Origin of the sequence: Dokdonella koreensis DS-123, from assembly GCF_001632775.1 — a bacterium.
Classification (GTDB): Bacteria; Pseudomonadota; Gammaproteobacteria; order Xanthomonadales; family Rhodanobacteraceae; genus Dokdonella; species Dokdonella koreensis.
On the sequence record NZ_CP015249.1, the window covers coordinates 1,657,492 to 1,678,279 of the forward strand.

General features: G+C 70.5%; 16 protein-coding genes. 9 read left to right on the forward strand and 7 right to left on the reverse strand.

Annotation, left to right across the window (positions count from 1 at the left end; all coding sequences use genetic code 11):
- Positions 1-30: 30 nt before the first annotated feature.
- From I596_RS06540 to I596_RS06550, 3 genes are read right to left on the reverse strand one after another with little or no spacing between them, the layout of a single operon-like run.
- Positions 31-420, reverse strand: coding sequence for a hypothetical protein (locus I596_RS06540; RefSeq protein WP_067645662.1), 390 nt, complete (start codon positions 418-420; stop codon positions 31-33).
- 6 nt (positions 421-426) lie between these two features.
- Positions 427-1,290 carry an acyl-CoA thioesterase gene (locus I596_RS06545; protein ID WP_067645665.1) on the reverse strand — a complete coding sequence of 288 codons (864 nt, stop codon included), beginning with the start codon at positions 1,288-1,290 and terminating at the stop codon, positions 427-429.
- 46 nt (positions 1,291-1,336) lie between these two features.
- A complete protein-coding gene (locus tag I596_RS06550; protein ID WP_067645667.1) occupies positions 1,337-1,918 on the reverse strand; it encodes an N-acetylmuramoyl-L-alanine amidase in 582 nt (193 codons plus the stop codon).
- Between the two features lie 67 nt (positions 1,919-1,985).
- Between I596_RS06550 and I596_RS06555 the strand changes: the two genes are divergently transcribed.
- From I596_RS06555 to I596_RS06570, 4 genes are all read left to right on the forward strand, one after another.
- Complete coding sequence (locus I596_RS06555; RefSeq protein ID WP_067645675.1) at positions 1,986-2,498, forward strand: alpha/beta hydrolase; 513 nt, start codon at positions 1,986-1,988, stop codon at positions 2,496-2,498.
- Positions 2,499-2,500: 2 nt separating this feature from the next.
- Positions 2,501-4,666: a bifunctional 23S rRNA (guanine(2069)-N(7))-methyltransferase RlmK/23S rRNA (guanine(2445)-N(2))-methyltransferase RlmL gene (rlmKL, locus tag I596_RS06560; RefSeq protein WP_067645677.1), complete on the forward strand. Its 2,166-nt coding sequence runs from the start codon at positions 2,501-2,503 to the stop codon at positions 4,664-4,666.
- 129 nt (positions 4,667-4,795) lie between these two features.
- Positions 4,796-5,251, forward strand: a complete 456-nt coding sequence (locus tag I596_RS06565) for a hypothetical protein (protein WP_150132053.1) — start codon at positions 4,796-4,798, stop codon at positions 5,249-5,251.
- Between the two features lie 181 nt (positions 5,252-5,432).
- Positions 5,433-6,086, forward strand: a complete 654-nt coding sequence (locus I596_RS06570) for a class I SAM-dependent methyltransferase (RefSeq protein ID WP_067645679.1) — start codon at positions 5,433-5,435, stop codon at positions 6,084-6,086.
- Between the two features lie 15 nt (positions 6,087-6,101).
- Here the strand turns inward: I596_RS06570 and I596_RS06575 are convergent, their stop codons facing one another.
- The 4 genes from I596_RS06575 to I596_RS06590 form a co-directional block, all read right to left on the reverse strand.
- Entirely contained in the window at positions 6,102-6,530 is a 429-nt protein-coding gene (locus tag I596_RS06575; protein ID WP_067645680.1) for a CBS domain-containing protein, read from the reverse strand.
- Positions 6,527-7,528, reverse strand: coding sequence for a glycosyltransferase family 2 protein (locus I596_RS06580; RefSeq protein WP_067645681.1), 1,002 nt, complete (start codon positions 7,526-7,528; stop codon positions 6,527-6,529). Before I596_RS06580 ends, I596_RS06575 begins: the two co-directional genes overlap by 4 nt.
- A 119-nt stretch (positions 7,529-7,647) precedes the next feature.
- Positions 7,648-11,226 (reverse strand): ABC transporter permease/M1 family aminopeptidase, encoded by a 3,579-nt coding sequence (locus I596_RS06585; RefSeq protein ID WP_067645682.1) that lies wholly within the window; start codon positions 11,224-11,226, stop codon positions 7,648-7,650.
- 10 nt (positions 11,227-11,236) lie between these two features.
- Complete coding sequence (locus tag I596_RS06590) at positions 11,237-12,127, reverse strand: ABC transporter ATP-binding protein (protein ID WP_067645683.1); 891 nt, start codon at positions 12,125-12,127, stop codon at positions 11,237-11,239.
- Positions 12,128-12,355: 228 nt separating this feature from the next.
- Between I596_RS06590 and I596_RS06595 the strand changes: the two genes are divergently transcribed.
- The 5 genes from I596_RS06595 (at position 12,356) to I596_RS06615 (ending at position 20,654) form a co-directional block, all read left to right on the forward strand.
- A complete protein-coding gene (locus I596_RS06595; RefSeq protein ID WP_067645684.1) occupies positions 12,356-13,759 on the forward strand; it encodes a dihydrolipoyllysine-residue acetyltransferase in 1,404 nt (467 codons plus the stop codon).
- Between the two features lie 42 nt (positions 13,760-13,801).
- On the forward strand, positions 13,802-15,115 hold the full coding sequence (locus I596_RS06600; protein WP_067645686.1) for an FG-GAP repeat domain-containing protein: 1,314 nt from the start codon (positions 13,802-13,804) through the stop codon (positions 15,113-15,115).
- A gap of 112 nt (positions 15,116-15,227) precedes the next feature.
- The gene (locus tag I596_RS06605; protein ID WP_067645688.1) at positions 15,228-16,508 is read left to right on the forward strand and encodes a hypothetical protein; all 1,281 of its coding nucleotides are present in this window, start codon (positions 15,228-15,230) and stop codon (positions 16,506-16,508) included.
- A 50-nt stretch (positions 16,509-16,558) separates the two neighbouring features.
- Complete coding sequence (lpdA, locus tag I596_RS06610; protein ID WP_067645690.1) at positions 16,559-18,352, forward strand: dihydrolipoyl dehydrogenase; 1,794 nt, start codon at positions 16,559-16,561, stop codon at positions 18,350-18,352.
- Positions 18,353-18,644: 292 nt separating this feature from the next.
- Positions 18,645-20,654 carry a hypothetical protein gene (locus tag I596_RS06615; RefSeq protein WP_067645692.1) on the forward strand — a complete coding sequence of 670 codons (2,010 nt, stop codon included), beginning with the start codon at positions 18,645-18,647 and terminating at the stop codon, positions 20,652-20,654.
- Positions 20,655-20,788 lie beyond the last annotated feature (134 nt).

A 20,788-nucleotide genomic window follows, 5' to 3' on the forward strand; every position in this document is an offset into this window, starting at 1 on the left:
CGCCGCCGCGGGGGCATCCGCAGCGGGCGTTCAGCTCGCCAGGCGGTTCAGCACGATCAGCACCACGACACCGGCGATCAGGCCCAGCAGCACCAGCTTCATGCGCTTGGACACGGCGCCGTGGCGGCCGGGCTCGATGGTGCCGCGCGAGGCGGCCAGCTCGTCGGCGAACCGGATCGCCGGCTCCAGGCCCGAATCGCGCAGGACCTGACGCGCCCGGACCTGGTCGTCGGCGCGGACCACCCAGACCTGCGGCCAGTCGTCGCGGTCGCGGCCGCCCGCGCTGTAGCTGAAGCGCTTCCAGCTGCCGCCGCGCCAGCCGCTGCGGTTGACCGTGGTGGTCTCGATGCCGTGCTGCTGCATCAGCGCGACGACACGCTCGACGTTCTCGGCCCGGGGCGAGGTATAGATCTGGCGCATCGACGCTCAGTCCTGCATCCGGATCAGGCCTTCCTGCGCCGTCGAGGCGACCAGCCGCCCGTCACGCGAGAAGACCTGGCCGCGCGCCAGGCCGCGCGCGCTCTGCGCGGTGGGGCTGTCGCACGAGTAGAGCAGCCACTCGTCGACCCGGAACGGCCGGTGGAACCACAGCGCGTGGTCGAGGCTGGCGACCGTCACGTTGGGCTGGAGGTAGGAGACGCCGTGCGGGAACAGCGTGGTGCCGATCAGGTGGAAGTCCGACGCGTACGCCAGCAGCGTGCGGTGCAGGACGGCGTGGTCGGCCACCGGTCCCACCAGGCGGAACCACACCGGCTGGTACGGCGGGCGCCGGGGCGGATGCAGGTCGCTGCGCGGATAGACCGGGCGGAACTCGAACGGGCCCCGGCGCGCCAGCCAGCGCTGGACCTTGGCCGGCGCTTTCTCGAACTCCTCCGGCGAGGGCAGGGGCGGCGGCTCCAGGTCTTCCGGGCCGGGCACGTCGGGCATCGACGCCTGGTGCTCGACGCCGTCCTCGGCGATGTGGAACGACACCGTGCCGTTGAGGATCGGCTGGCCGTGCTGGATCGCGACCACCCGCCGCACCGAGAAGCTCTGGCCGTCGCGGGTGCGTTCCACGTTGTAGACGATCGGTGCCTCCATGTCGCCGGGCCGCAGGAAGTAGGCGTGCAGCGAATGCGCGGCGCGGTCCGCCGCCACCGTCTGCTGGGCGGCCGACAGGGCCTGGCCGAGCACCTGGCCGCCGAACACGCAGCGCGTGCCGATGTCGCGGCTCTGGCCGCGGAACAGGTTGTCTTCCAGCCGTTCCAGCTGGAGCAGCTCGACGAGTTCGGCGACGACGGTATGGCTCATGGGCGGTACGGCAGCGGGCGAAGGGCCGGAGTATAGCGGTGCGCACCTACGGCAGCGGCGCGCCGTCGCCGTGCCAGCGTTCGAGCGGGATCGCCGGCAGCACGGCATCCCACGGAAACAGCGGTCCGGGATCGCGGCGGCGCGGCAGCAGGATCGCCGGATCGTCGCTGGCCGGTTCCAGCCGGCGGTCCAGGTCCTCGTGGCCGGCGATCCAGCGCAGGCTCGGCAGCGCCGCGGCGAGCTGGCGCAGCAGGCCGGTCAGCGCCTGGATCTGCGCCGGCGGGTAGGGCTCCTCGAAGCGCTGGTGGCGCGAGTCGGTCCAGTGCGGGTAGCGGCCGCGGTTGACCAGCTCGATGCCGACCGACCGCTCGTTCCAGCCGGAGACGTGATGCGCGATGCGCGCCGCTTCCACGAAGCGCCAGCAGCGGCCGTCGCGGTCGAGGTAGTAGTGGCCGCTGTTGCCGGTGCCGCTGGCCGGGTAGCGGACCTGCTCGCCGAACGCCCGCGCCATCGCCATGTCCGGCAGCTCGGTGCAGTGGATCACCACCAGGTCGACGGCATCGTCCGGGCGCGGGGCCAGCCGGGCGGTGTACGGCAGCAGCCAGTCTTCGATGGGCGGGACGGACATGGCGGCCGGTATCCGGGTGGGGACGCAACGGGTGTTAGCATGCCCGACTTTGCACGCGGCGGCAGCGATGAAAGGCACGGTCATTCTTTCCCATGGGCTCGACAGCGGCCCGCAGGCCAGCAAGGTGTCGGCCCTGGCCGAGGTGGCCGCTGCGCACGGCTGGGGCAGCGTCCGGCCCGACTACCGCGACATCGACGCCACGCGCGATCCGCTGGCGATCGACGATCGCATCGCGCGCGCGCTGGACCACGCGCCGGCTTCCGGGCGCATCGTGTTCGCCGGTTCGAGCATGGGCGCGTTCGTTTCCGGCTTCGCCTCGTGCCGGCGCCCGGCCGAGGCCCTGTTCCTGATGGCGCTGCCGGTGGCGATCCCGGACTATCCGCACCCGTTCGCGGCGGCGCCGATCCCGACCGTGCTGGTGCACGCCTGGCAGGACGAGTTGTGCCCGGTGGAGGACGCCATCGCGTTCGCGCGCGGCCGCGGCGACACGCTGCACCTGGTCGCGGACGACCACCGGCTCGGCGCGCACGTGGACTACTGCGCCGATGCGTTCGACCGCCTGCTGCGGACGCTCGGTTGAGCATGCGCCGCTTCTTCGCGACCTGCCCGAAAGGCCTGGAGTACCTGTTGCGCGACGAACTGGTCGCGCTCGGCGCCGAGGCCGTGCGCGAGGGCCTGGCCGGCGTGCATTTCCAGGGGCCGCTCGAGACCGGCTACCGCGCCTGCCTGTGGTCGCGCCTGGCCAGCCGCGTGCTGATGCCGCTGGCCGAGTTCGGCGCGGCGACGGAGGACGCGCTCTACGACGGCGTGGCCGCGATCGACTGGTCCGAGCACCTGGCCGTGGACGCCACGCTGGCGGTCGATGCGCATGGCGGAACCGATGCGCTCCGGCACACGCGCTACCTGGCGCAGCGCGTCAAGGACGCGGTGGTCGACCAGTTCCGTGATCGCGAAGGTGCGCGTCCGGGCGTCGACACGCGCGAGCCGTCGATCCGCCTGAACCTGCTGCTGCGCAAGGACCGGGCGACGCTGTCGCTGGACCTGTCGGGCACGCCGCTGCATCGGCGCGGCTATCGCGTCGGCCAGGGCGAGGCACCTCTCAAGGAGAACCTCGCCTGTGCGCTGCTGCTGCGCGCGGGCTGGCCGGCGATCTTCGCCGCCGGCGGCGCGCTGGTCGATCCGATGTGCGGCTCGGGCACCTTGCTGATCGAGGCGGCATGGATGGCGGCCGACGCCGCGCCCGGCCTCCGGCGCAGCTACTTCGGTTTCCTCGGCTGGCGCGGCCACGACGCCGAAACCTGGGCACGCTTGAAGACCGAGGCGGAGACCCGCGCGCACGCCGGCTTGTCGGCGTTGCCGGCGGTGTTCTTCGGCTACGACCAGGATGCGCGGGTGCTCGAGGAAGCCAAGCGCAACGCCCAGCAGGCCGGCGTGGCCGGCTTCGTGCACCTGGCCCGCCGCGACGTCGCCCACCTGGAGCGCCCGGAAGGCGGCGATGCGCCGGGGCTGATCATCTGCAATCCGCCGTACGGTGAACGCATCGGCCAGCACGAGGCGCTGGTGCCGGTCTATCGGACCCTGGGCGCCCATGCGCTGGCCGGATTCGACGGCTGGCGCCTGGCGGTGATCACCTCCGACGACGGCCTGGCCCACGCCATCGGCCTGCGTGCCGACAAGCGCTACGTGCTGTTCAACGGGGCGCTGGAATGCCGCCTGTTCGTGTTCGGGCTCGGCGGCGAGGCGGCGCCGCGCGCCCAGCCGGACAAGCCGCTGGGTCCCGGCGCCGAGGCGGTCGCCAATCGCGTGACCAAGACGGCGCGCCACCTGCGCAAGCGTCTGGAGCGCGAGGCCGTGCACTGCTGGCGCGTCTACGACGCCGACCTGCCCGAGTACGCGGCGGCGATCGACGTCTACGTCGGCCAGCCGGAAGGCCAGCCGGCGACCGCCGCGCAGGCCTACCTGCACGTGCAGGAGTACGCGCCGCCGCGCGAGATCCCGGAGGCGGTGGCGCGCACGCGCCTGGCCGACCTGGTGCGCGGCGCCGGACGCGCGCTGGACATCCCGCGCGAGCGCATCGCGACCAAGACCCGCTACCGCGCCAAGGGCGGAAGCCAGTACGGCCGTCACGACGCGCGCGGCGAGTTCCTGGTGGTGGAGGAGGGCGGGTTGAAGTTCCTGGTCAACCTGCACGACTACCTCGACACCGGCCTGTTCCTCGATCACCGCCCGGTGCGCCTGCGCATCCAGGCCGAGGCACGCGGACGGAGCGTGCTCAACCTGTTCTGCTACACCGCGTCGGCCAGCGTCCACGCCGCGGGCGGCGGTGCCGCCGCGACCACCAGCGTGGACCTGTCGGCCACCTACCTGGACTGGGCCGCCCGCAATTTCGCGCTGAACGGCATCGGCGGCCCGTCGCATCGCCTGCTGCAGGCCGATTCGATGCAATGGCTGGCGCACGACCGCGGCCACTACGACCTGGTCTTCGTCGACCCGCCCACCTTCTCCAACTCCAAGCGCGCCGATGACTTCGACGTCCAGCGCGACCACGTCCGCCTGCTGGAGCTGTGCCGGCAGCGGCTGGCGCCGGACGGCCTGATCGTGTTCTCGAACAACAACCGGCGCTTCCGGCTCGACGCCGAGGCGCTTCCCGGCCTGGCGATCCGGGACATCACCGCCGCGACGATCCCGTTCGATTTCGCACGCAACCCGCGCATCCACCAGTGCTTCGAGCTGCGTCACGCGGGCTAGCGCGGGGCCTGGGAAACGACGCTGCGCAGCCGCTTTACAGCGGTTTTCCTGAACGCCGATGCTCAGTCCGCATTCAGCGCCTCGGCCCCAGCATGCGGCCGTTCGGATAGCGAATGTGGAGACAGATTCATGGCTGTGCAGGTATCCAAGCGCGCGTCATTCGGCATGGCAGCCCTCGTCCTGGCCGCCCTGCTGCTGGCGGCGCCGGCTGCCCAGGCGGGTGGCCGCCATCACCACGGCCACGGCCACGGCCACCACGGCGGGTGGGGCGTCAGCATCGGCCTGCCCGGTATCGGCCTCAGCTACGTGGACGGCCACCGCGGCGGCTACTGGGGCGGGTACGTCAACGCCTATCCGCGCTATTACGGCGGGCGCCACTACGGCGGCCCGTACCGGTACGACGACCCGTACTACGGCGGCTACTACCCGAGCTACGGCGTGGTCTACCGCGACCGTCCGGTCGTGCGCCGCGTGGTGCACCGCACGGTGTACTACGACGACGATCGTGGCGGCCGCCGCTATTCGGACGACCGCTACTACCGCGATCGGGACTACGGGCGCCGCGCGCGCTACTACGACCGCTGATCCGGCCCGGTCCTTCCAGGTTTTCCGGTTCAACGCCGGCGTGGCTCCTCCCCTTCATGCCGCCCGGCGTTCGGCCCCGCGATGATTTCCCCTGATCATCGCGGGGCCTTCTTTTTATGCCGCTTGCAACCGGTATGAGCCGCGGCGGTATGATGCCGCCTCCCAGCCACCGGAATCGCGAATGAGCCACTTCCGCCGCAAGAACGCCACCGCGGCCGCCGAGTCGCCCGTGGCCTGGACGTTCTTTCGGCAATGGTTGAAGAACCCGCTTTCGATGGCGGCGTTTTCGCCATCGGGCAAGCAGCTCGCACGTGCGATGGTTTCCCAGCTGCCGCCGGGCGCCCGGCGCATCGTCGAGCTGGGCGGCGGGACCGGCGTGTTCACCCGCGCCCTGCTCGACCACGGCATCCGCGCGTCGGACCTGCTGGTGGTCGAACTCAACGAGCCCCTGCACCGGCTGCTCCAGCACCGCTTTCCCGGCGTCCACGTGGTCCGCGGCGATGCCCGCCGGCTCACGGAACTGGCGGCCGGCGAGCATTTCCTCGAAGAAGGCCCGGCCGATGCCGTGGTCAGCGGCCTGGGCCTGCTGTCGATGTCCCGCGGCATGCAGCGCGACATCCTGAACGCCGCGTTCTCGGTGCTGGCCCCGCACGGCCGCTTCATCCAGTTCACCTACGGGCCGGTCAGCCCGGTCTCGCGCGAGCTGCTCGGCGAGCTGGGGCTGCACGCGCGACGCGGGACGATGGCCTGGATCAACGTGCCGCCGGCGACCGTCTATACCTATACGCGCAGCCGCTCCACGGCGATACCGGCGCAGGCGGCCGCGCCGCGCTGAGCCCGGGCAGCGGCGTCAGCCGGCGATGTAGCGCTGCAGCTGCTCGATTTCCTCGGCCTGCTCGCTGATGACCGCCTTGACCAGGTCGCCGATCGACAGCACGCCGACGATCTCGCCGTCGTCGATCACCGGCAGGTGGCGCACGTGGCTGCGCGTGCACACGTGCATGCAGTGGCCGACGCTGTCGGCCGAGGATACGGTGATCACCGGGGACGACATGATGTCCGAGACCGGCGTATCGGCCGACGAGCGACCCTTGAGGATGATCTTGCGCGTGTAGTCGCGCTCGGAAACCATGCCGACGATGACGCCGTCGCGCAGCACCAGCAGGGCGCCGACGTTGTGCTCGGCCATCGTGCGGATCGCCGCCAGCACCGGGGCATCCGGCGCGACCGAGTAGATCGCGTTGCCCTTGTCGTTGAGAAGCTGCCTGACCAGGATCATGGGACCTCCCTCGCGTGTACTGGGTCGGGTGACAGTCTACTACTGCGCGTCGCGGTGCCGTCCTCGGCCTCGTGCGGAGGATGCCAGACGTCGATGAAATACAGCGGGCGCTGCTTGGCCTCGACGTAGAGCCTGCCGATGTATTCGCCGAGCACGCCGAGCGCCATCAGCTGGACGCCGCCGAGGAACAGGATCACCACCATCAGCGACGGATAGCCCTGGACCGGGTCGCCGTAGAGGATCGCCTTCAACAGCACCCAGGCGCCGAAGACGAAGGCCACCAGCGCCACCGCGAAGCCGAAATAGGTGGCGATCTTCAGCGGTGCGCTCGAGAACGATGTGATGCCGTCGAGCGCGAAGTTCCACAGGCGCCAGTAGTTCCACTTGCTTTCGCCGGCGAAGCGCGGATCGCGGTCGTAGACCACCGCCTTCTGGCGATAGCCGACCCAGGTGAACAGCCCCTTCATGAAGCGCTGGCGCTCGCGCACCTGGCCGAGGGCCGCCAGGGCGCGCCGGGAAAGCAGGCGGAAATCGCCGGTGTCGCGCGGGATCGGCGTCTGGCTGAGGCGGTCCATGACGCGGTAGAACGCCGAGGACGTGAGCTTCTTGAAGCCGGTCTCCCCGGCGCGCGAGGCACGGGTGCCGTAGACCACGTCGTAGCCTTCGCGCCAGTGCTCGATGAAGGTCCCGATCAGCTCGGGCGGATCCTGCAGGTCCGCGTCGATGACCACCACCGCATCGGCGTCGACGTGGTCGAGCCCGGCGGTCAGCGCCAGCTCCTTGCCGAAGTTGCGCGACAGCCGCAGCGTGGCGACGCGCGGGTCGCGCGCGCGCAGCGCCTCCATCACCTGCCAGGTGTCGTCGCGGCTGCCGTCGTCGACATAGAGCACCGAGCAGTCGAGGTCGAGCGTGTCGAACGTCGCGGCCAGGCGCTGGTGGAAGGTGTTGAGACCCTCGCTCTCGTTATAGGCAGGGACGACGACGGCCAGGGAGGACATGGGCACACCCGCAGGAGGGACCTGCGCATCGTAGCCGAGCGTCGGTTGCGGTGGAATGTCGTGACCGGAGCCGGCCGCAACGGCGATTCAGCCGCTGCGGCCGGCGGGTCGGGACGGCGCTACTTGATCGACACCCGCTTGCGGTTGTCCTCGGAGCTGCGGTCGACCAGCTTGTTGTACGGGTCGATGCCGGCCTCGAACGGTTCGCCGTCGACGACCAGCTCCAGCGTGGTTTCCTTCTCGGTGACGTGGTGCTTCTGCAGGTACAGCACGGTCTCGTCCGACTCCTTGCCGCCCGGCGGGCGGGCGAACACGCCGATGTCGACCCATTGGTCGAGCGTGGCCTCGGTCTCGGCGCCCTTGCCGTCGGTCTGCAGCATCGCCGAATGCAGCTTGAGCGTGACGGTGTACTTGCCGTCCTCGCGCTTGACCGCATTCGCCTCGACCGCCCGGTTGTCCCAGAAGGTGATCTTCTCGAACAGGTTCTCGATGAACGGGTGGAACTTCGGGTCGGTACCCTCGCGCAGGTAGGCCAGGAACTCGCGCGTGGTCGTGTACGGCGGCTGCTGGAAGCCCTTGTCCTTCAGGAAGCGCGCCAGCACCGCGTTGAGGGTGTCCTCGCCGATCATGTCGCGCAGCGCGTAGAACACCACCGAGCCCTTGCGGTAGTGGATGTAGTCCTGGTTCTCGTTCAGGGCCAGCGGCAGTTCCTCGACGCGCTCGGTGGCGCGGCTCATCAGGTACCGGTCCAGCTCGTACTTGAGGAACTTGCGCATCTTCTGCGGGCCGTACTCGTGCTCCATGACCATCAGGGCGGAGTACTGGGCCAGCGATTCGGACAGCATCGTCGCGCCCTGGACGTTGGCCCCGATCACCTGGTGCGCCCACCACTGGTGTGCAGCCTCGTGGGCGGTCACGTAGAACACGTAGTCGATGTCCTCCTTGTCGCGCAGGTCGGCGATGAAGCCGATCGACTCGGAGTACGGGATCGTCCCGGCGAAGGCCTGGGCGAAGCTGGCGTAGCCCGGGAACTCCAGGATCCGGAACTGGCGGAACTGGTACGGCGAGAAGTTGCGCGTGAAGTACTCGAGCGACTTCTTCGTCGACTCGATCATGCGATCGACGTTGTAGGGATGCTTGGCGTCGTAGTAGATCTCGATCGGGATGCCGTTCCAGGCGTCGCGCTTGACCTGCCAGCGTGCCGACAGCCACGAGAAGAACGGCAGCAGCTTGGCCTCGGACTTGTAGTGGAAGAAGCGGCGGCCGCCCTCGGTCCATTCGCGCTGCAGGTAGCCCGGCGCCAGCGCGATCTGGTCGCCGGCGGTCGAGACGATCGTCTCGAAGTCGACCCAGTCGGCGCTGTCGCTGATGTAGGTGTTGGCGCGGGCGGCCTCGTCGTCGATCTTGGGCATGCGCGGCAGGTCCGGCAGGCCGTACTTGCGCCGGTCGTTGCGGTCGGTGAGCTGGCGGCCCTCGGCGTAGCCGAACTGCGGCAGTGCCATGTTGTTGAAGAACGTGCCGTTGTCGACCACCTGCGTGTCGCCGCCGTTGAGCGGGAAGCCGTGCGGCTCGCTGGCCAGTTCGAACGCGAAGTCCATCGACGCACCGGGCGGCAGCGGCGTGTCCAGCCGGTAGATGGTGTAGCCGTGCACGGTATCGGCCTTGACGACGCTGTGCGGCCCGAAGTCCAGCCGCTTGACCTCCACGCGCGGGTCCAGCGTCACGTGCAGCTCGCTGATCGTCTCGGCGGTCTTGTTGACCAGGGTGTAGTGGCCGCGGATCGCGACCTTGCGTGCGTCGGGGTAGATGTCCACGTCCGACCGGATCGCCGTGATCCGCGGCTTGGCCATGTCCTTGTACTGGCGGTAGGTCTTTTCGTAGTCGGCCTGGCGCTGCTCGGCCAGGTCGCCGGGCACGTAGTCGTTGAGGACGTTGGTGTTGTAGAAGATCCAGCCGCCGAGCGCGACGAAGGCCGCCAGGCCCGCGGCCAGCACGAAGCGGCCCGGGCCGTGCCGCAGCCGTGCCCGCGCCTCGCGGACCCGGTCCTTCCAGGCCAGCGAGGTGCCGCGCGGCCAGAACGCCGCGGCCAGTGCCAGCAGCGCCAGCGCGAAGGCGCCCCAGTAGGCGCGGAACCACAGGTGCGGGCCGATGAAGTGGCCATAGCCGTTCATGTCCGAATACGGCGTGGGCGAGGCGCCGCCGTACCGGTAGAGCAGGTGGTCGAAGTCGTTCATCGCCAGCGCGGTGCGGCCGACGAGGTAGACGATCATCAGCAGGTAGCCAAGGAACTTGTTGCCGCTGACCACTTGCAGGAACACCGCCAGCACCGCCATCAGCACGAACGGCAGCGCTTCGAGCAGCAGGCCCTTGAGATACAGCAGCGGCTCGAGCTGGGTATAGCCCTGGGCGACCTGGTAGCCCATCGTGAACAGGCTGCCGGCGGCGAAGAACACCACGACGATGCCGAGCAGGGCGGTCAGCTTGCCGGCCAGCGGCACCCAGTTGGGCACGGGGAACGCGTCGGTCGCCTCGGAGACGCGCATCGTGCGTTCGCGCCAGATCAGCTCGCCGGCGTAGAACGTCACGATGATGATCAGGAACAGGTTGAGGCTGCCGCTGATCGTGGTCAGCATCTGGCGCGTGACCGGATAGACCTCGGTGCCGTACATCATGCCGCTGAACTTGAGCACGCTGAACGTCAGCAGCAGGCCGAGCAGCAGCATCACCAGGAACGGCGCGCCGGTGAGCGCACCGCGCAGGTCGAATGCGGCCTGGTGGAGGTACTGCTTCCACTGCGCCGCGCGGTCGGTCCGCAGCACCACCTGCGGCAGCGCGACCGCCACGGCGGCGCTGGCGGCCGGGGCGGTGTCGACCGCCTTGCGGCGGCGCAGGACCAGCCCTTCGCGATCGGAACGGAACAGCACGAACGCAGCGGCCAGCATCAGCGCGGTGACGACCAGCCACAGCGCGCGGTTGGCCAGCAGCAGGCCGGTCAGGTCGGGCAGCTTCGAATTGAGCTCGGCGCTGGACCAGTAGCGCATGTGGTCGTAGATCGCGTTGCTGCCCGAGGGGTCGACCAGTGCCGCGATCCAGCGCGAGTCGAGGTCGCGCGTCAGGAAGTCCGACATCTGCCACAGCACGAAGAACGCGATCACGCCCAGGTACGTGTAGAGCATCGACCGGGTCGCGGTCGCCAGCAGGAACATCAGCGCCGAGACGAACAGCAGGTTCGGTATCACCAGCACCACGAACGACCACAGGTACGCGCTCCACGGCGTGGGGCCCAGCCGGGCCGCGTCCAGCCACGGCATCAGCGTCCCGACCCACAGGCCCAGTGCCAGCGTGACCATGATGCCGACCGAGGCCAGCAGGCCGCCGCCGAAGCGGCCGAGCAGGTAGTCGCGCCGCTTCATCGGCGTGACGAAGAACAGCTCGGCCGTGCCCTGCTCGAAATCGCGCAGCGCGATGCCGGCGACGAAGATCGTGGCCAGCAGCACGCTGATCACGCTGAACGAGCCGAGCACGGTGACGACCACGGCCGGCGCGTTGCGCAGCACGTTGCCGACGCCGCCGCCGAAGCTGACGTTGTCCGACGCCATCGTCGCGAAGCCGATCGCGCCGTAGACCAGGGCGACGATCCAGAACAGGCCGCTGCCGAGCAGCAGGCGGCGTTCGAACTGCAGGAGGTGCCTCAGCATCAGCCGGTCCTCAGGCCGCGGCCGCGACGGGCGCGGCCTGGCGGCGCAGCTCGCCGAAGTAGACGTCTTCCAGGTCCGGCGCGACGGCCTCGAAGCCGTCGCCGGGGTAGCTGTCGCTCAGCACGTGGATCACCGGCTGACCGCCGACCAGGCGCGTGGACAGCACGGTGTGCGCCGCCTGGATCGCTTCGAGTTCCTGCTTGCGCACGGTCTTGCGCCAGACCCGGCCGTCGAGCGAACGGATCGTCTCGTGCGGCTGGCCGGCCAGGCGGACCTGGCCGCTGGCGATGATCGCCATGCGCGGGCACAGGTCGGTCACGTCCTCGACGATGTGGGTGGAGAGGATCACGACGACCTTCTCGCCGATCTCGGCGAGCAGGTTGAGGAAGCGGTTGCGCTCCTCCGGGTCGAGGCCGGCGGTCGGCTCGTCGACGATGATGAGGCTGGGCTGGCCGATCAGCGCCTGGGCGATGCCGAAGCGCTGGCGCATGCCGCCGGAGAAGCCGCCGAGCTTGCGTGCACGGGCGTCCCAGAGGTTGACCTGCTTGAGCAGGCCCTGCACGACCTCCTTGCGCTGCTTGCGGTCGACCACGCCCTTGAGGATCGCGAAATGGTCGAGCATGTCCTCGGCGCGGACCTTCGGGTAGACGCCGAACTCCTGCGGCAGGTAGCCCAGCCGCCGCCGGGCCTCGTCCTTGTTGGCCAGCACGTCCAGTTCGTCCAGGGTGACGCTGCCGCTGTCGGCGTCCTGCAGCGTGGCGATCGTCCGCATCAGGGTCGACTTGCCGGCACCGTTGGGGCCGAGCAGGCCGAACATGCCGTTGGGGATGTCCAACGAGACATTCTTGAGCGCCTGGACGCCGTTGGCGTAGGTCTTGGATAGATCGCGGATCGCCAGCATGCGGGAGGTCTCCTGGATGGACGCAGGCGGTGACCATAACCGCTCTATCGCACCGCGGCATTGGCCGGACGTCATGGCAGGCCGCTGCGGTGCTTCCCGGCTCGCGTCCAGTGGCTCCGGACCCGGGACGGACGGCTCGCGGTTGGCGGGGCCGCCCTTCGGCGCCACAATAGCCGGATCGTGCACCGCCGAACGCGTCCGCGCCGGCGATCTTCCGGAGCAGTTTTGATGGCCAGCCAAGAAGTCAAAGTCCCCGACATCGGCAACTACACCGACATCCCCGTCATCGAGCTGCTGGTCAAGCCGGGCGACAGCGTGCGCAAGGACCAGGGGCTGGTGACGCTGGAGTCGGACAAGGCGACGATGGAAGTGCCTTCGTCGGCCGAGGGCGTGGTCAAGGCGATCACGGTGAAGATCGGCGACACGGTCAGCGAGGGCTCGGTGGTCGCGATCATCGAAGCGGCCGCCGCGGCTGCGACACCGGCGGCGGAGGCGGCGCCCGCTGTTGCGCCGGCGGCGCCGGCCGCCGCGGCGCCGGCATCGAAGGCCGCACCGGCGGCGGACGCCGGCAAGCCCGAGAAGGCGGTGATCGACACGCGCCGGCCGGCCGAGCTGAGCGAGCTGCAGACCGCCGCGCTGGCGCCCGACATCGATCCGGAGGTTTCCGGGCCGCGCACGCCGCCGATCGCGTTCGGCGCCGATACCGTGCTGCCGGAGAAGGTGCCGCACGCCAGTCCGGCGGTCCGCCTGTTCGCGCGCGAGCTCGGCGTGGACCTGCGCCGCGTGACGGGCACCGCGCGCAACGGCCGCATCGCGCGCGAGGACGTGCAGGCCTTCGTCAAGAAGGCACTGGCCGGCAGCGGCCCGGCGGCTCCGGCGCCGGCCGGCGGCGGCCTGAACCTGTTGCCGTGGCCGCAGGTCGATTTCAGCAAGTTCGGTCCGATCGAGCACCGGCCGCTGTCGAAGATCAAGAAGATCTCCGGCGCCAACCTGGCGCGCAACTGGGCGATGATCCCGCACGTCACCCAGCACGACGACGCCGACGTCACCGACCTCGAAGCGCTGCGCGTGGCGCTCAACAAGGAAAACGAAAAGGCCGGCGTCAAGGTCACCATGCTGGCCTTCCTGATCAAGGCGGTGGTGGCGGCGCTGAAGAAGTTCCCCGACTTCAACGCCTCGCTCGATCCCGCCGGCGACAGCCTGATCCTCAAGAAGTACTTCCACGTCGGCTTCGCGGCCGATACGCCGAACGGCCTGGTGGTGCCGGTGCTGCGCGACGCCGACCAGAAGGGCGTGCTCGACATCGCCGTGGAGACCGGCGAGCTGGCCCGGAAGGCGCGCGAGGGCAAGCTCGGGCCGGCCGACATGTCCGGCGGCTGCTTCTCGATCTCCAGCCTCGGCGGCATCGGCGGCACCGCGTTCACGCCGATCATCAATGCGCCGGAAGTGGCGATCCTCGGCGTCTCCAAGACGCAGACCCGGCCGGTCTGGGACGGCAAGGCGTTCCAGCCGCGCCTGCTGCTGCCGCTGTCGCTGAGCTACGACCACCGCGTGATCGACGGCGCCTCGGCCGCACGCTTCACGGCCTATCTCGGCCAGGTCATGGCCGACCTGCGGCGCGTGCTGCTCTAGGCGATGCCCGGCCACCCGCCCGCACGACCGATCCGCGGCCGCATGTCCGGCCGCTGGCGGGCGGTGGCGCGCCATGCCCGGGTGGTGCTCGCGCTGGCGGTCCTGGCCAGCGATGCCGGCGCGGTCCCGGTCGAGGTGAGCGCGGACGGGCGGACGATCGCGGTTGCGCAGCCGCCCGCCTCGACGCTGCCGGCGCCGCGCGGCGCGGCGAAGCTGCCGTTCGGTGCCACGCCGGACTGGCAGAACACGCTCCGCGTCCAGGTCGGCGGCCTGGCGTTCGGCGACCTCAACGGCGACGGCCGGCCCGACCTGGCCGCCGTCTGCTACCAGTCATCGAGCTTCCCGCCGTACGAGGACTGGCGCAACTTCGTCTACTTCAACACCGGCACCGCGCTGCAGGCCGAGGCCGGCTGGATCTCGGCCGACCAGGTCCACTCCGGCGACGCCGCGATCGCCGACATCGACGGCGACGGCACCAACGACCTGGTCGTCGCCAACGGCGGCAGCGCGTACGCAGCCAATGCGATCTACTTCGGCAGCGCCTCGGGACTGGCGACCACGCCGGGCTGGCTGAGCGCCCAGCCGGCCTGGGCCGTCGGCATGGAGCTGGTCGACATCGACGGCGACGGCGACCTGGACCTGTTGACCGCCAACCAGGGACGCAGCCAGCCCGACGTCCATCGTCCGGCCTACCTGTTCCGCAACGATGCCGGGCACCTGACGACGACACCGGTCTGGCAATCGGCCGAGTCCTCGATCCAGAACAGCGTCGCCGCCGGCGACCTGGACGGCGACGGGCGCCCCGAGATCGGCCTGGCCAAGTGGGTCGGCTTCACCAGCGGCGTGCATTTCAATGCCGGCACCCTGCCGGAAACGACGCCGTCGCTGAGCCTGGGCGGCGGCCAGGGCGATCGCGGCATCGCCTTCGCCGACATGGACGGCGACGGCCGGCAGGACATCGTGCTCGGCGTCGACGACCGCCTGCACATCTACATCAACGACGGCCAGGGCGGCTTCACCGATGCCTGGACGTCGGGCCAGGCCGCCAGCCACCAGGACCTGCTGGTCGCCGATTTCGACGGCGACGGCCTGCCGGACATCGTCGACATCGACTTCTCCAGCGGACGTGCCTACCTGTACATGAACCGCCCGGGCCTGCCGGCGACCACGCCGGACTGGAGCTACGACGCCGCCGCATCGGGCACCGCGCTCGCGGCCGCCGATATCGACGGCGATGGCCGGCTGGACCTGGCGATCGGCTATTCGGGCCAGCCCTCGGTCGTCGTCTTCATCAATCGCCTGGTCGTCGAGGATCTGCTCTTCGCCGACGGGTTCGAGCTGGAGGGCCTGCGCTGACGCACCATTCCGGCATTTTCGCGCGGTGCACGCACGACCGCGCGTCCCGACCGCCAGGATGGCCGCTTTTCGCTGACCCCGCTCGAACGATACCCACACGAGGAGTGCAGGCATGAACAAGCTCTATCCGGCCGCGATCCCGGCGCTCGGCGCCGCCGTGCTGCTGACCCTGGCGGCCACCGCGCCGCTGGCGGCGTCCGTCCCCACCGGCGACGAGAAGGACCCGATCTTCTCCAACGGCTTCGAGGTGCCGCCGCAGGCGATCTGCGGCTGGGAAACCGCGCTCGGCACGCCCGGCGGATCGCTCAACGGCATCGGCCGCTGGGGCAGCGATGCCTATGCCGGTGGCTCGGCCGGCTCGGCGTTCAACGGCGTCAGCAACGGCGTCGCCCGTATCGACCTGGCGGCCGGCACCACGCACGCGCTCGGCTCCACCACGCTCGACGACGGCTTCGTCACCGACTTCGTGGCGTTCGACGCCGGCACCGGCGAGAAGCTCTACGTCGTCGGCAGCCAGAACGGCATCAGCAACGGCGGCACGCCGGTGCCCAACAGCAACGTGGTGTTCTCGTGGGACGGCACCACGGCCGGCGCACTGGCCGGCGCGAGCTTCCCGGGCCTGACGTTCGGCTGGGCCGGCCGGGTCTACCAGGGGCGCCTCGCGATCGGCGGCACCACCGGCATCCCGCAGCTGCCGCTGCTGGCGTTCTGGGACGGCACGACCTGGGAGACCCACAGCACCGGCTTCGAAGGCCTGGTCGCGCCGATCATCATGACGATGGTCGAGTACCGCGGCGACCTCTACGTCGGCGGCCGCTTCGATCGCATCCGCCTGCCGGATGGCAGCGGTGGCGAGGTCGTGGTCGAGTCGAAGAACGTCATGGGCTTCGACGGCACCGGCTTCTTCTCGGTCGGCGGCGGCGTCAAGCGCGCGACCAGCACGATCTCGCAGGTGCAGGCGCTGGCCGTGTTCCAGGACGCGCTCTACATCGGCGGCCGCTTCGACGCATCGGCGGTCGGCAACGTGCCGATGTTCGCGGTGGCGCGCTGGGACGGCACGACGCTGTCGGCGGTCGGCCGCGGCTTCCCGATGCCGACCGAAGTGCGCGACTTCGAGGTCTACGACGACGGCACCGGGCCGGCGCTGTACGCAGTCGGCAGCTTCACCGCCGATACGCAAGGCACGCCGATCCGCCGCTTCGCCAAGCTCGTGGCCGGCGAATGGGTCGAAGTCGCCGGCGGCATCGGCGAGAATCCGAACAAGGCGCTGACGCTGCCGGACGGCCGCCTCGCCGTTGCCGGAAGCTTCACCGAGGTCGGTGGCGGCGGCGTGGCCGGTTCCGGGCCCTCGACCGGCATCGCCGCCTTGTCCTGCCAGCTCGCGCCGCGCTGACCGCGCGGCCGTCACGCTTCTTCCCATCTCAACCGACGATCCTTTCCGACATGGCCACCAGCAGCGAAATCACCGTTCCCGACATCGGCAACTACAGCGACATTCCGGTCATCGAGCTGCTGGTGCAGCCGGGCGACACGGTGAAGAAGGACCAGGGACTGGTCACGCTGGAATCGGACAAGGCCACCATGGAAGTGCCCTCGTCGGTGGCCGGGGTCGTCAAGGAACTGCGCGTCAAGATCGGCGACACGGTCAGCGAAGGCAGCGTCGTCGCGATCGTCGAGGCCGCCGATGCCGCCGCCGGCGCGGCGCCGGCCGCGGCGAAGGCCCCCGCCGAAGCGAAGGCACCGGCCGAAGCGAAGGCCGCGGCCGCGGCCCAGCCGGCGTCGCCACCCGCGCCGACCGCGGCGCCGGCGAGCGGCCGCGAGCCCGACCTCCGCTGCCAGGTCCTGGTGCTCGGCTCGGGTCCGGGCGGCTACACCGCCGCGTTCCGCGCCGCCGATCTCGGCCAGGACACCGTGCTGGTCGAGCGCTACACCTCGCTCGGCGGCGTCTGCCTCAACGTCGGCTGCATTCCGTCCAAGGCCCTGCTGCACGCTGCGCGCGTGATCGAGGAGGCCGCGCACGCGGCCGACATCGGCCTGGACTTCGGCGCGCCGAAGATCGACCTCGACAAGCTGCGCGGCCACAAGGAGAAGACCGTCGGCCAGATGGTCAAGGGCCTGTCCGGCATGGCCAAGCAGCGCAAGGTCACGGTGGTGCAGGGCACCGGCCGCTTCGTCTCGCCGAACGAACTGGAAGTGGAGGGCGCCGATGGCAGGAAGATCGTGCGCTTCGAGAAGGCGATCATCGCCGCCGGTTCGCAGGCGGTGAAGCTGCCGGGCTTTCCCTGGGACGATCCGCGCATGATGGATTCGACCGACGCGCTGGACCTGACCGACGTGCCGAAGAAGCTGCTGGTCGTCGGCGGCGGCATCATCGGCCTGGAGATGGCCTGCGTCTACGACGCGCTCGGCAGCGAGGTGACCGTCGTCGAGCTGATGGACCAGCTGATGCCCGGCGCCGACGCCGATCTCGTCAAGCCCTTGCAGCAGCGCCTGTCCAAGCGCTACGGCGGCATCCACCTGAAGGTCAAGGTGACCGGCATCGAGGCGGGCGGGAAGGGTCTGACCGCGACCTTCGAAGGCGAGGGCGCGCCGGCGCCGCAGACCTACGACCGCATCCTGGTCGCGGTCGGGCGTTCGCCGAACGGCGGCAAGATCGACGCGGACAAGGCTGGCGTCACCGTCACCGACCGCGGCTTCATCCCGGTCGATCGGCAGATGCGCACGAACGTGCCACACATCTTCGCGATCGGCGACCTGGTCGGCCAGCCGATGCTCGCGCACAAGGCCACGCACGAGGGCAAGGTGGCGGCCGAGGTCGCCGCCGGCCAGAAGAGCGAGTTCGTGGCACGCGTGATCCCGAGCGTGGCCTACACCGATCCGGAAATCGCCTGGGTCGGCATGACCGAAGGCGAGGCCAAGAAGGCCGGCGTCGCCTATGGCATCGGCAAGTTTCCGCACATCGCTTCCGCGCGCGCGGTCGGCATCGGCCGCACCGAGGGCTTCACGAAGCTGATCTTCGACGAAGCCACGCACCGCCTGATCGGTGCCGGCATCGTCGCGCCGAACGCCGGCGACCTGATCGCCGAGCTCGCGCTCGCGATCGAGATGGGTGCCGAAGCGGCGGACATCGGCCTGACCGTGCATCCGCACCCGACGCTGAGCGAGTCGGTCGGCTTGGCGGCCGAGGTCTACGAAGGGACCATCACCGACCTGTACATCCCGAAAAAGCGCGGCTGACCTCCAGGCCGCGCGCGCCCGGTGGCGATGCCGCCGGGCGTCCGTGTCCGCGCAGCGCAAGGCTGCGCGCGTACGTTTGCGCCGGCCGAGCGAGAACACGCGCCCCCATGGGGCGCTCGATGCGCGTTTGCGCTCCGGCTGCGGCGTTCCGATGGCCTTTTTCGTCGCTTCTCGTCTGTGGACAGGACGGTTCGCGCCGTGGCCGCCCCTGCGGGTCGCGGCGGCAGCTCCCTGGCCGCCCGCCGTCGGGTCGTCCGCGGCGGCCGTTCGTGCACGAACCTGAGGAGCAACGATGTCCGCATTCATTCATCGGCTGGCGCGGGTGACCCGGCTCGCCGGCCTTTTGCTGGCCGGATCGATCCTGGCCGGGCCGGCCCTGGCCCGCGACGGCGATCCCGACAGGCGGTTCGGCCAGGACGGCGTGGCCTTCCTGGCGTCGTCCAACCCCAACGACCGGCTGCGCCCCACGCAGGTCGCCGCCCAGCCCGACGGCAAGCTGCTGCTCGCCGGCTCGCGCGACCGGTTCACGCCGAGCGCGCCGTTCGATCCGCATGCGCTGGGCCTGGTGGTGCGCCTGAATCCCGATGGCAGCGCCGATGCCTCGTTCGGTAGCGATCCGGCCGATCCGGGACTGGTCGTGCTGCCGGACCTGGTGGTCGGCACGGCCATGCAGGTGGTCGAGGCGATGCAGGTCCTCGGCGACGGCTCGATCCTCGTCGCCGGCACCGCCCAGGCGTTCGGCCCGTTGACCGGCTTCGTCGTCAAGCTCGCCGCCGATGGTTCCGTCGATCGCGACTTCGGCGATGCCGGCGTCATCCGGCTGGGCGGGGCGCGGTTCAACGCGCTCGCCGTCGACAGCCGCGGGCGCATCGTCGTGGCCGGCGAGCTCGCCGGCGCAGGCGGCATCAGTCGCGCGGTGGTCGCCCGCTACACCGCAGCGGGTGCGCCCGATGCCGCCTTCGGCGACCGTGACGGGCAGGTGCTGCTCGGCCAGGACGCGCCCGCGCGCGCCGGCTTCCTGCGCGCCGTGCACGTCGGTGCGGACGACGGCCTGCTGGTGGCCGGCTCCTGGGCTGAAGAGGACTTCGCCAGCGACGCGTACTGGATCCACCGGCTGGATGCCTCCGGCGCGCCCGATCCGGGGTTCGGCGACGGCGGCCGTCGCGTCTTCCGGCTGCCGGACAGCAGCTCCACGGTCAACGGTATCGGCTATCTGGTGGAGCAGCCTTCCGGCCACATCGTGTTCGCCGGCCATCACGAAGGCGCCGACGGGGTCGGTCTGGTCGTGGGGCGCCTGCACGCCGACGGCACGACGGACGTGCGTTTCGGCGACGGCACGCTGCCCGGCTACGCGCGGGTCGCCATCGCGCCGGACGCATGGAACCGCTATCCGAGCGGCCTGGTGCGCCAGAGCGACGGCCGCCTGGTGCTGAGCGCCAGCTACGCAACCGGCGGGCGTTCGCAGTTCATCGCACTGCGACTGACCGCCGACGGCCGGCTCGACCCGAGCTTCGCCGACGGCGGCATCGCGACGTTCGACCTCGCCGCCGCCGGCGTGTTCAGCGACGCCACGGCACTGACGCTGACCGCCGGCCAGCCGGTGGTGGCGGGGGCGGCGATGCGGTCGGCCGGTGCGCGCGCGGTCGACCTGGCCGTCGTGAAGCTCGAGAACGACGGCGTCTTCCGCGAGGTCTTCGACGAGGCGCCGGCCGCGACCTCGACGGTCGTGACGATCGGCTACGACGAACTCGCCGAGGGCTTCCGCGGCCCGGTCTTCGTTCACGGCGGCACGACCTGGCGCGAGGTCAACGGCGTCGACGGCGCCTATCCGGACGGCGAGCCATTCGTGGCCGGCGAGCTCGGCACCGAGGTGATCGTCGAGGATGCCCGCATGCTGTTCGACGACTTTCCGACGTACGGCTCGGCACCGAACCTGCTGACCTTCGGCACCGCCCTCGTCCCCGGCGCCAACTTCACCGTCGGCCCGCTTTCGAGCGCCCAGTTGGACCTCGACACGCCGGCGGTCGGGGCACGCCTGGACCTGGTCCACTACGAGAACGGTCCCTGGGGCGGCATCGAGGTCCGTCTGGAGGCCTACTTCCACGACAGCCTCGTCGGCAGTGCGAGCTTCACGATCGCCGGCGGCAGTCCCGGTCGCGACAACCTGGCCTTGCGGACGCTGGCGATCGAAGGCGCGACGTTCGACACGCTTCGGCTCAAGGCGACGCTCGGCGGCACCTACGCCGCGCCGCGGATCATGCTCGACAACCTGCGGCTGACGCGCCCGGTCGCCGGGCCGTAGGACGTCGCATCGCCGCCCGGGCACGAGCCCGGGCGCGCTTCCTCGTTCCCGTCCCGAACGCGCGGGCGGTGCGGCCGGTTCGGGAGCGGCGGCAGCCGGGCGCGCGCCTGGCCGGTACGGCGCCACGGTCGGTC

Coding starts and splice junctions, on each gene's coding strand:
- I596_RS06540 (WP_067645662.1), bottom strand. CDS start 420: ATGCGCCAGATCTATACCTCGCCCCGGGCCGAGAACGTCGAGCGTGTC.
- I596_RS06550 (WP_067645667.1), bottom strand. CDS start 1,918: ATGTCCGTCCCGCCCATCGAAGACTGGCTGCTGCCGTACACCGCCCGG.
- rlmKL (WP_067645677.1), top strand. CDS start 2,501: ATGCGCCGCTTCTTCGCGACCTGCCCGAAAGGCCTGGAGTACCTGTTG.
- I596_RS06595 (WP_067645684.1), top strand. CDS start 12,356: ATGGCCAGCCAAGAAGTCAAAGTCCCCGACATCGGCAACTACACCGAC.
- lpdA (WP_067645690.1), top strand. CDS start 16,559: ATGGCCACCAGCAGCGAAATCACCGTTCCCGACATCGGCAACTACAGC.
- I596_RS06605 (WP_067645688.1), top strand. CDS start 15,228: ATGAACAAGCTCTATCCGGCCGCGATCCCGGCGCTCGGCGCCGCCGTG.
- I596_RS06545 (WP_067645665.1), bottom strand. CDS start 1,290: ATGAGCCATACCGTCGTCGCCGAACTCGTCGAGCTGCTCCAGCTGGAA.
- I596_RS06600 (WP_067645686.1), top strand. CDS start 13,802: ATGTCCGGCCGCTGGCGGGCGGTGGCGCGCCATGCCCGGGTGGTGCTC.
- I596_RS06615 (WP_067645692.1), top strand. CDS start 18,645: ATGTCCGCATTCATTCATCGGCTGGCGCGGGTGACCCGGCTCGCCGGC.
- I596_RS06585 (WP_067645682.1), bottom strand. CDS start 11,226: ATGCTGAGGCACCTCCTGCAGTTCGAACGCCGCCTGCTGCTCGGCAGC.
- I596_RS06555 (WP_067645675.1), top strand. CDS start 1,986: ATGAAAGGCACGGTCATTCTTTCCCATGGGCTCGACAGCGGCCCGCAG.
- I596_RS06565 (WP_150132053.1), top strand. CDS start 4,796: ATGGCTGTGCAGGTATCCAAGCGCGCGTCATTCGGCATGGCAGCCCTC.
- I596_RS06590 (WP_067645683.1), bottom strand. CDS start 12,127: ATGCTGGCGATCCGCGATCTATCCAAGACCTACGCCAACGGCGTCCAG.
- I596_RS06580 (WP_067645681.1), bottom strand. CDS start 7,528: ATGTCCTCCCTGGCCGTCGTCGTCCCTGCCTATAACGAGAGCGAGGGT.
- I596_RS06570 (WP_067645679.1), top strand. CDS start 5,433: ATGAGCCACTTCCGCCGCAAGAACGCCACCGCGGCCGCCGAGTCGCCC.
- I596_RS06575 (WP_067645680.1), bottom strand. CDS start 6,530: ATGATCCTGGTCAGGCAGCTTCTCAACGACAAGGGCAACGCGATCTAC.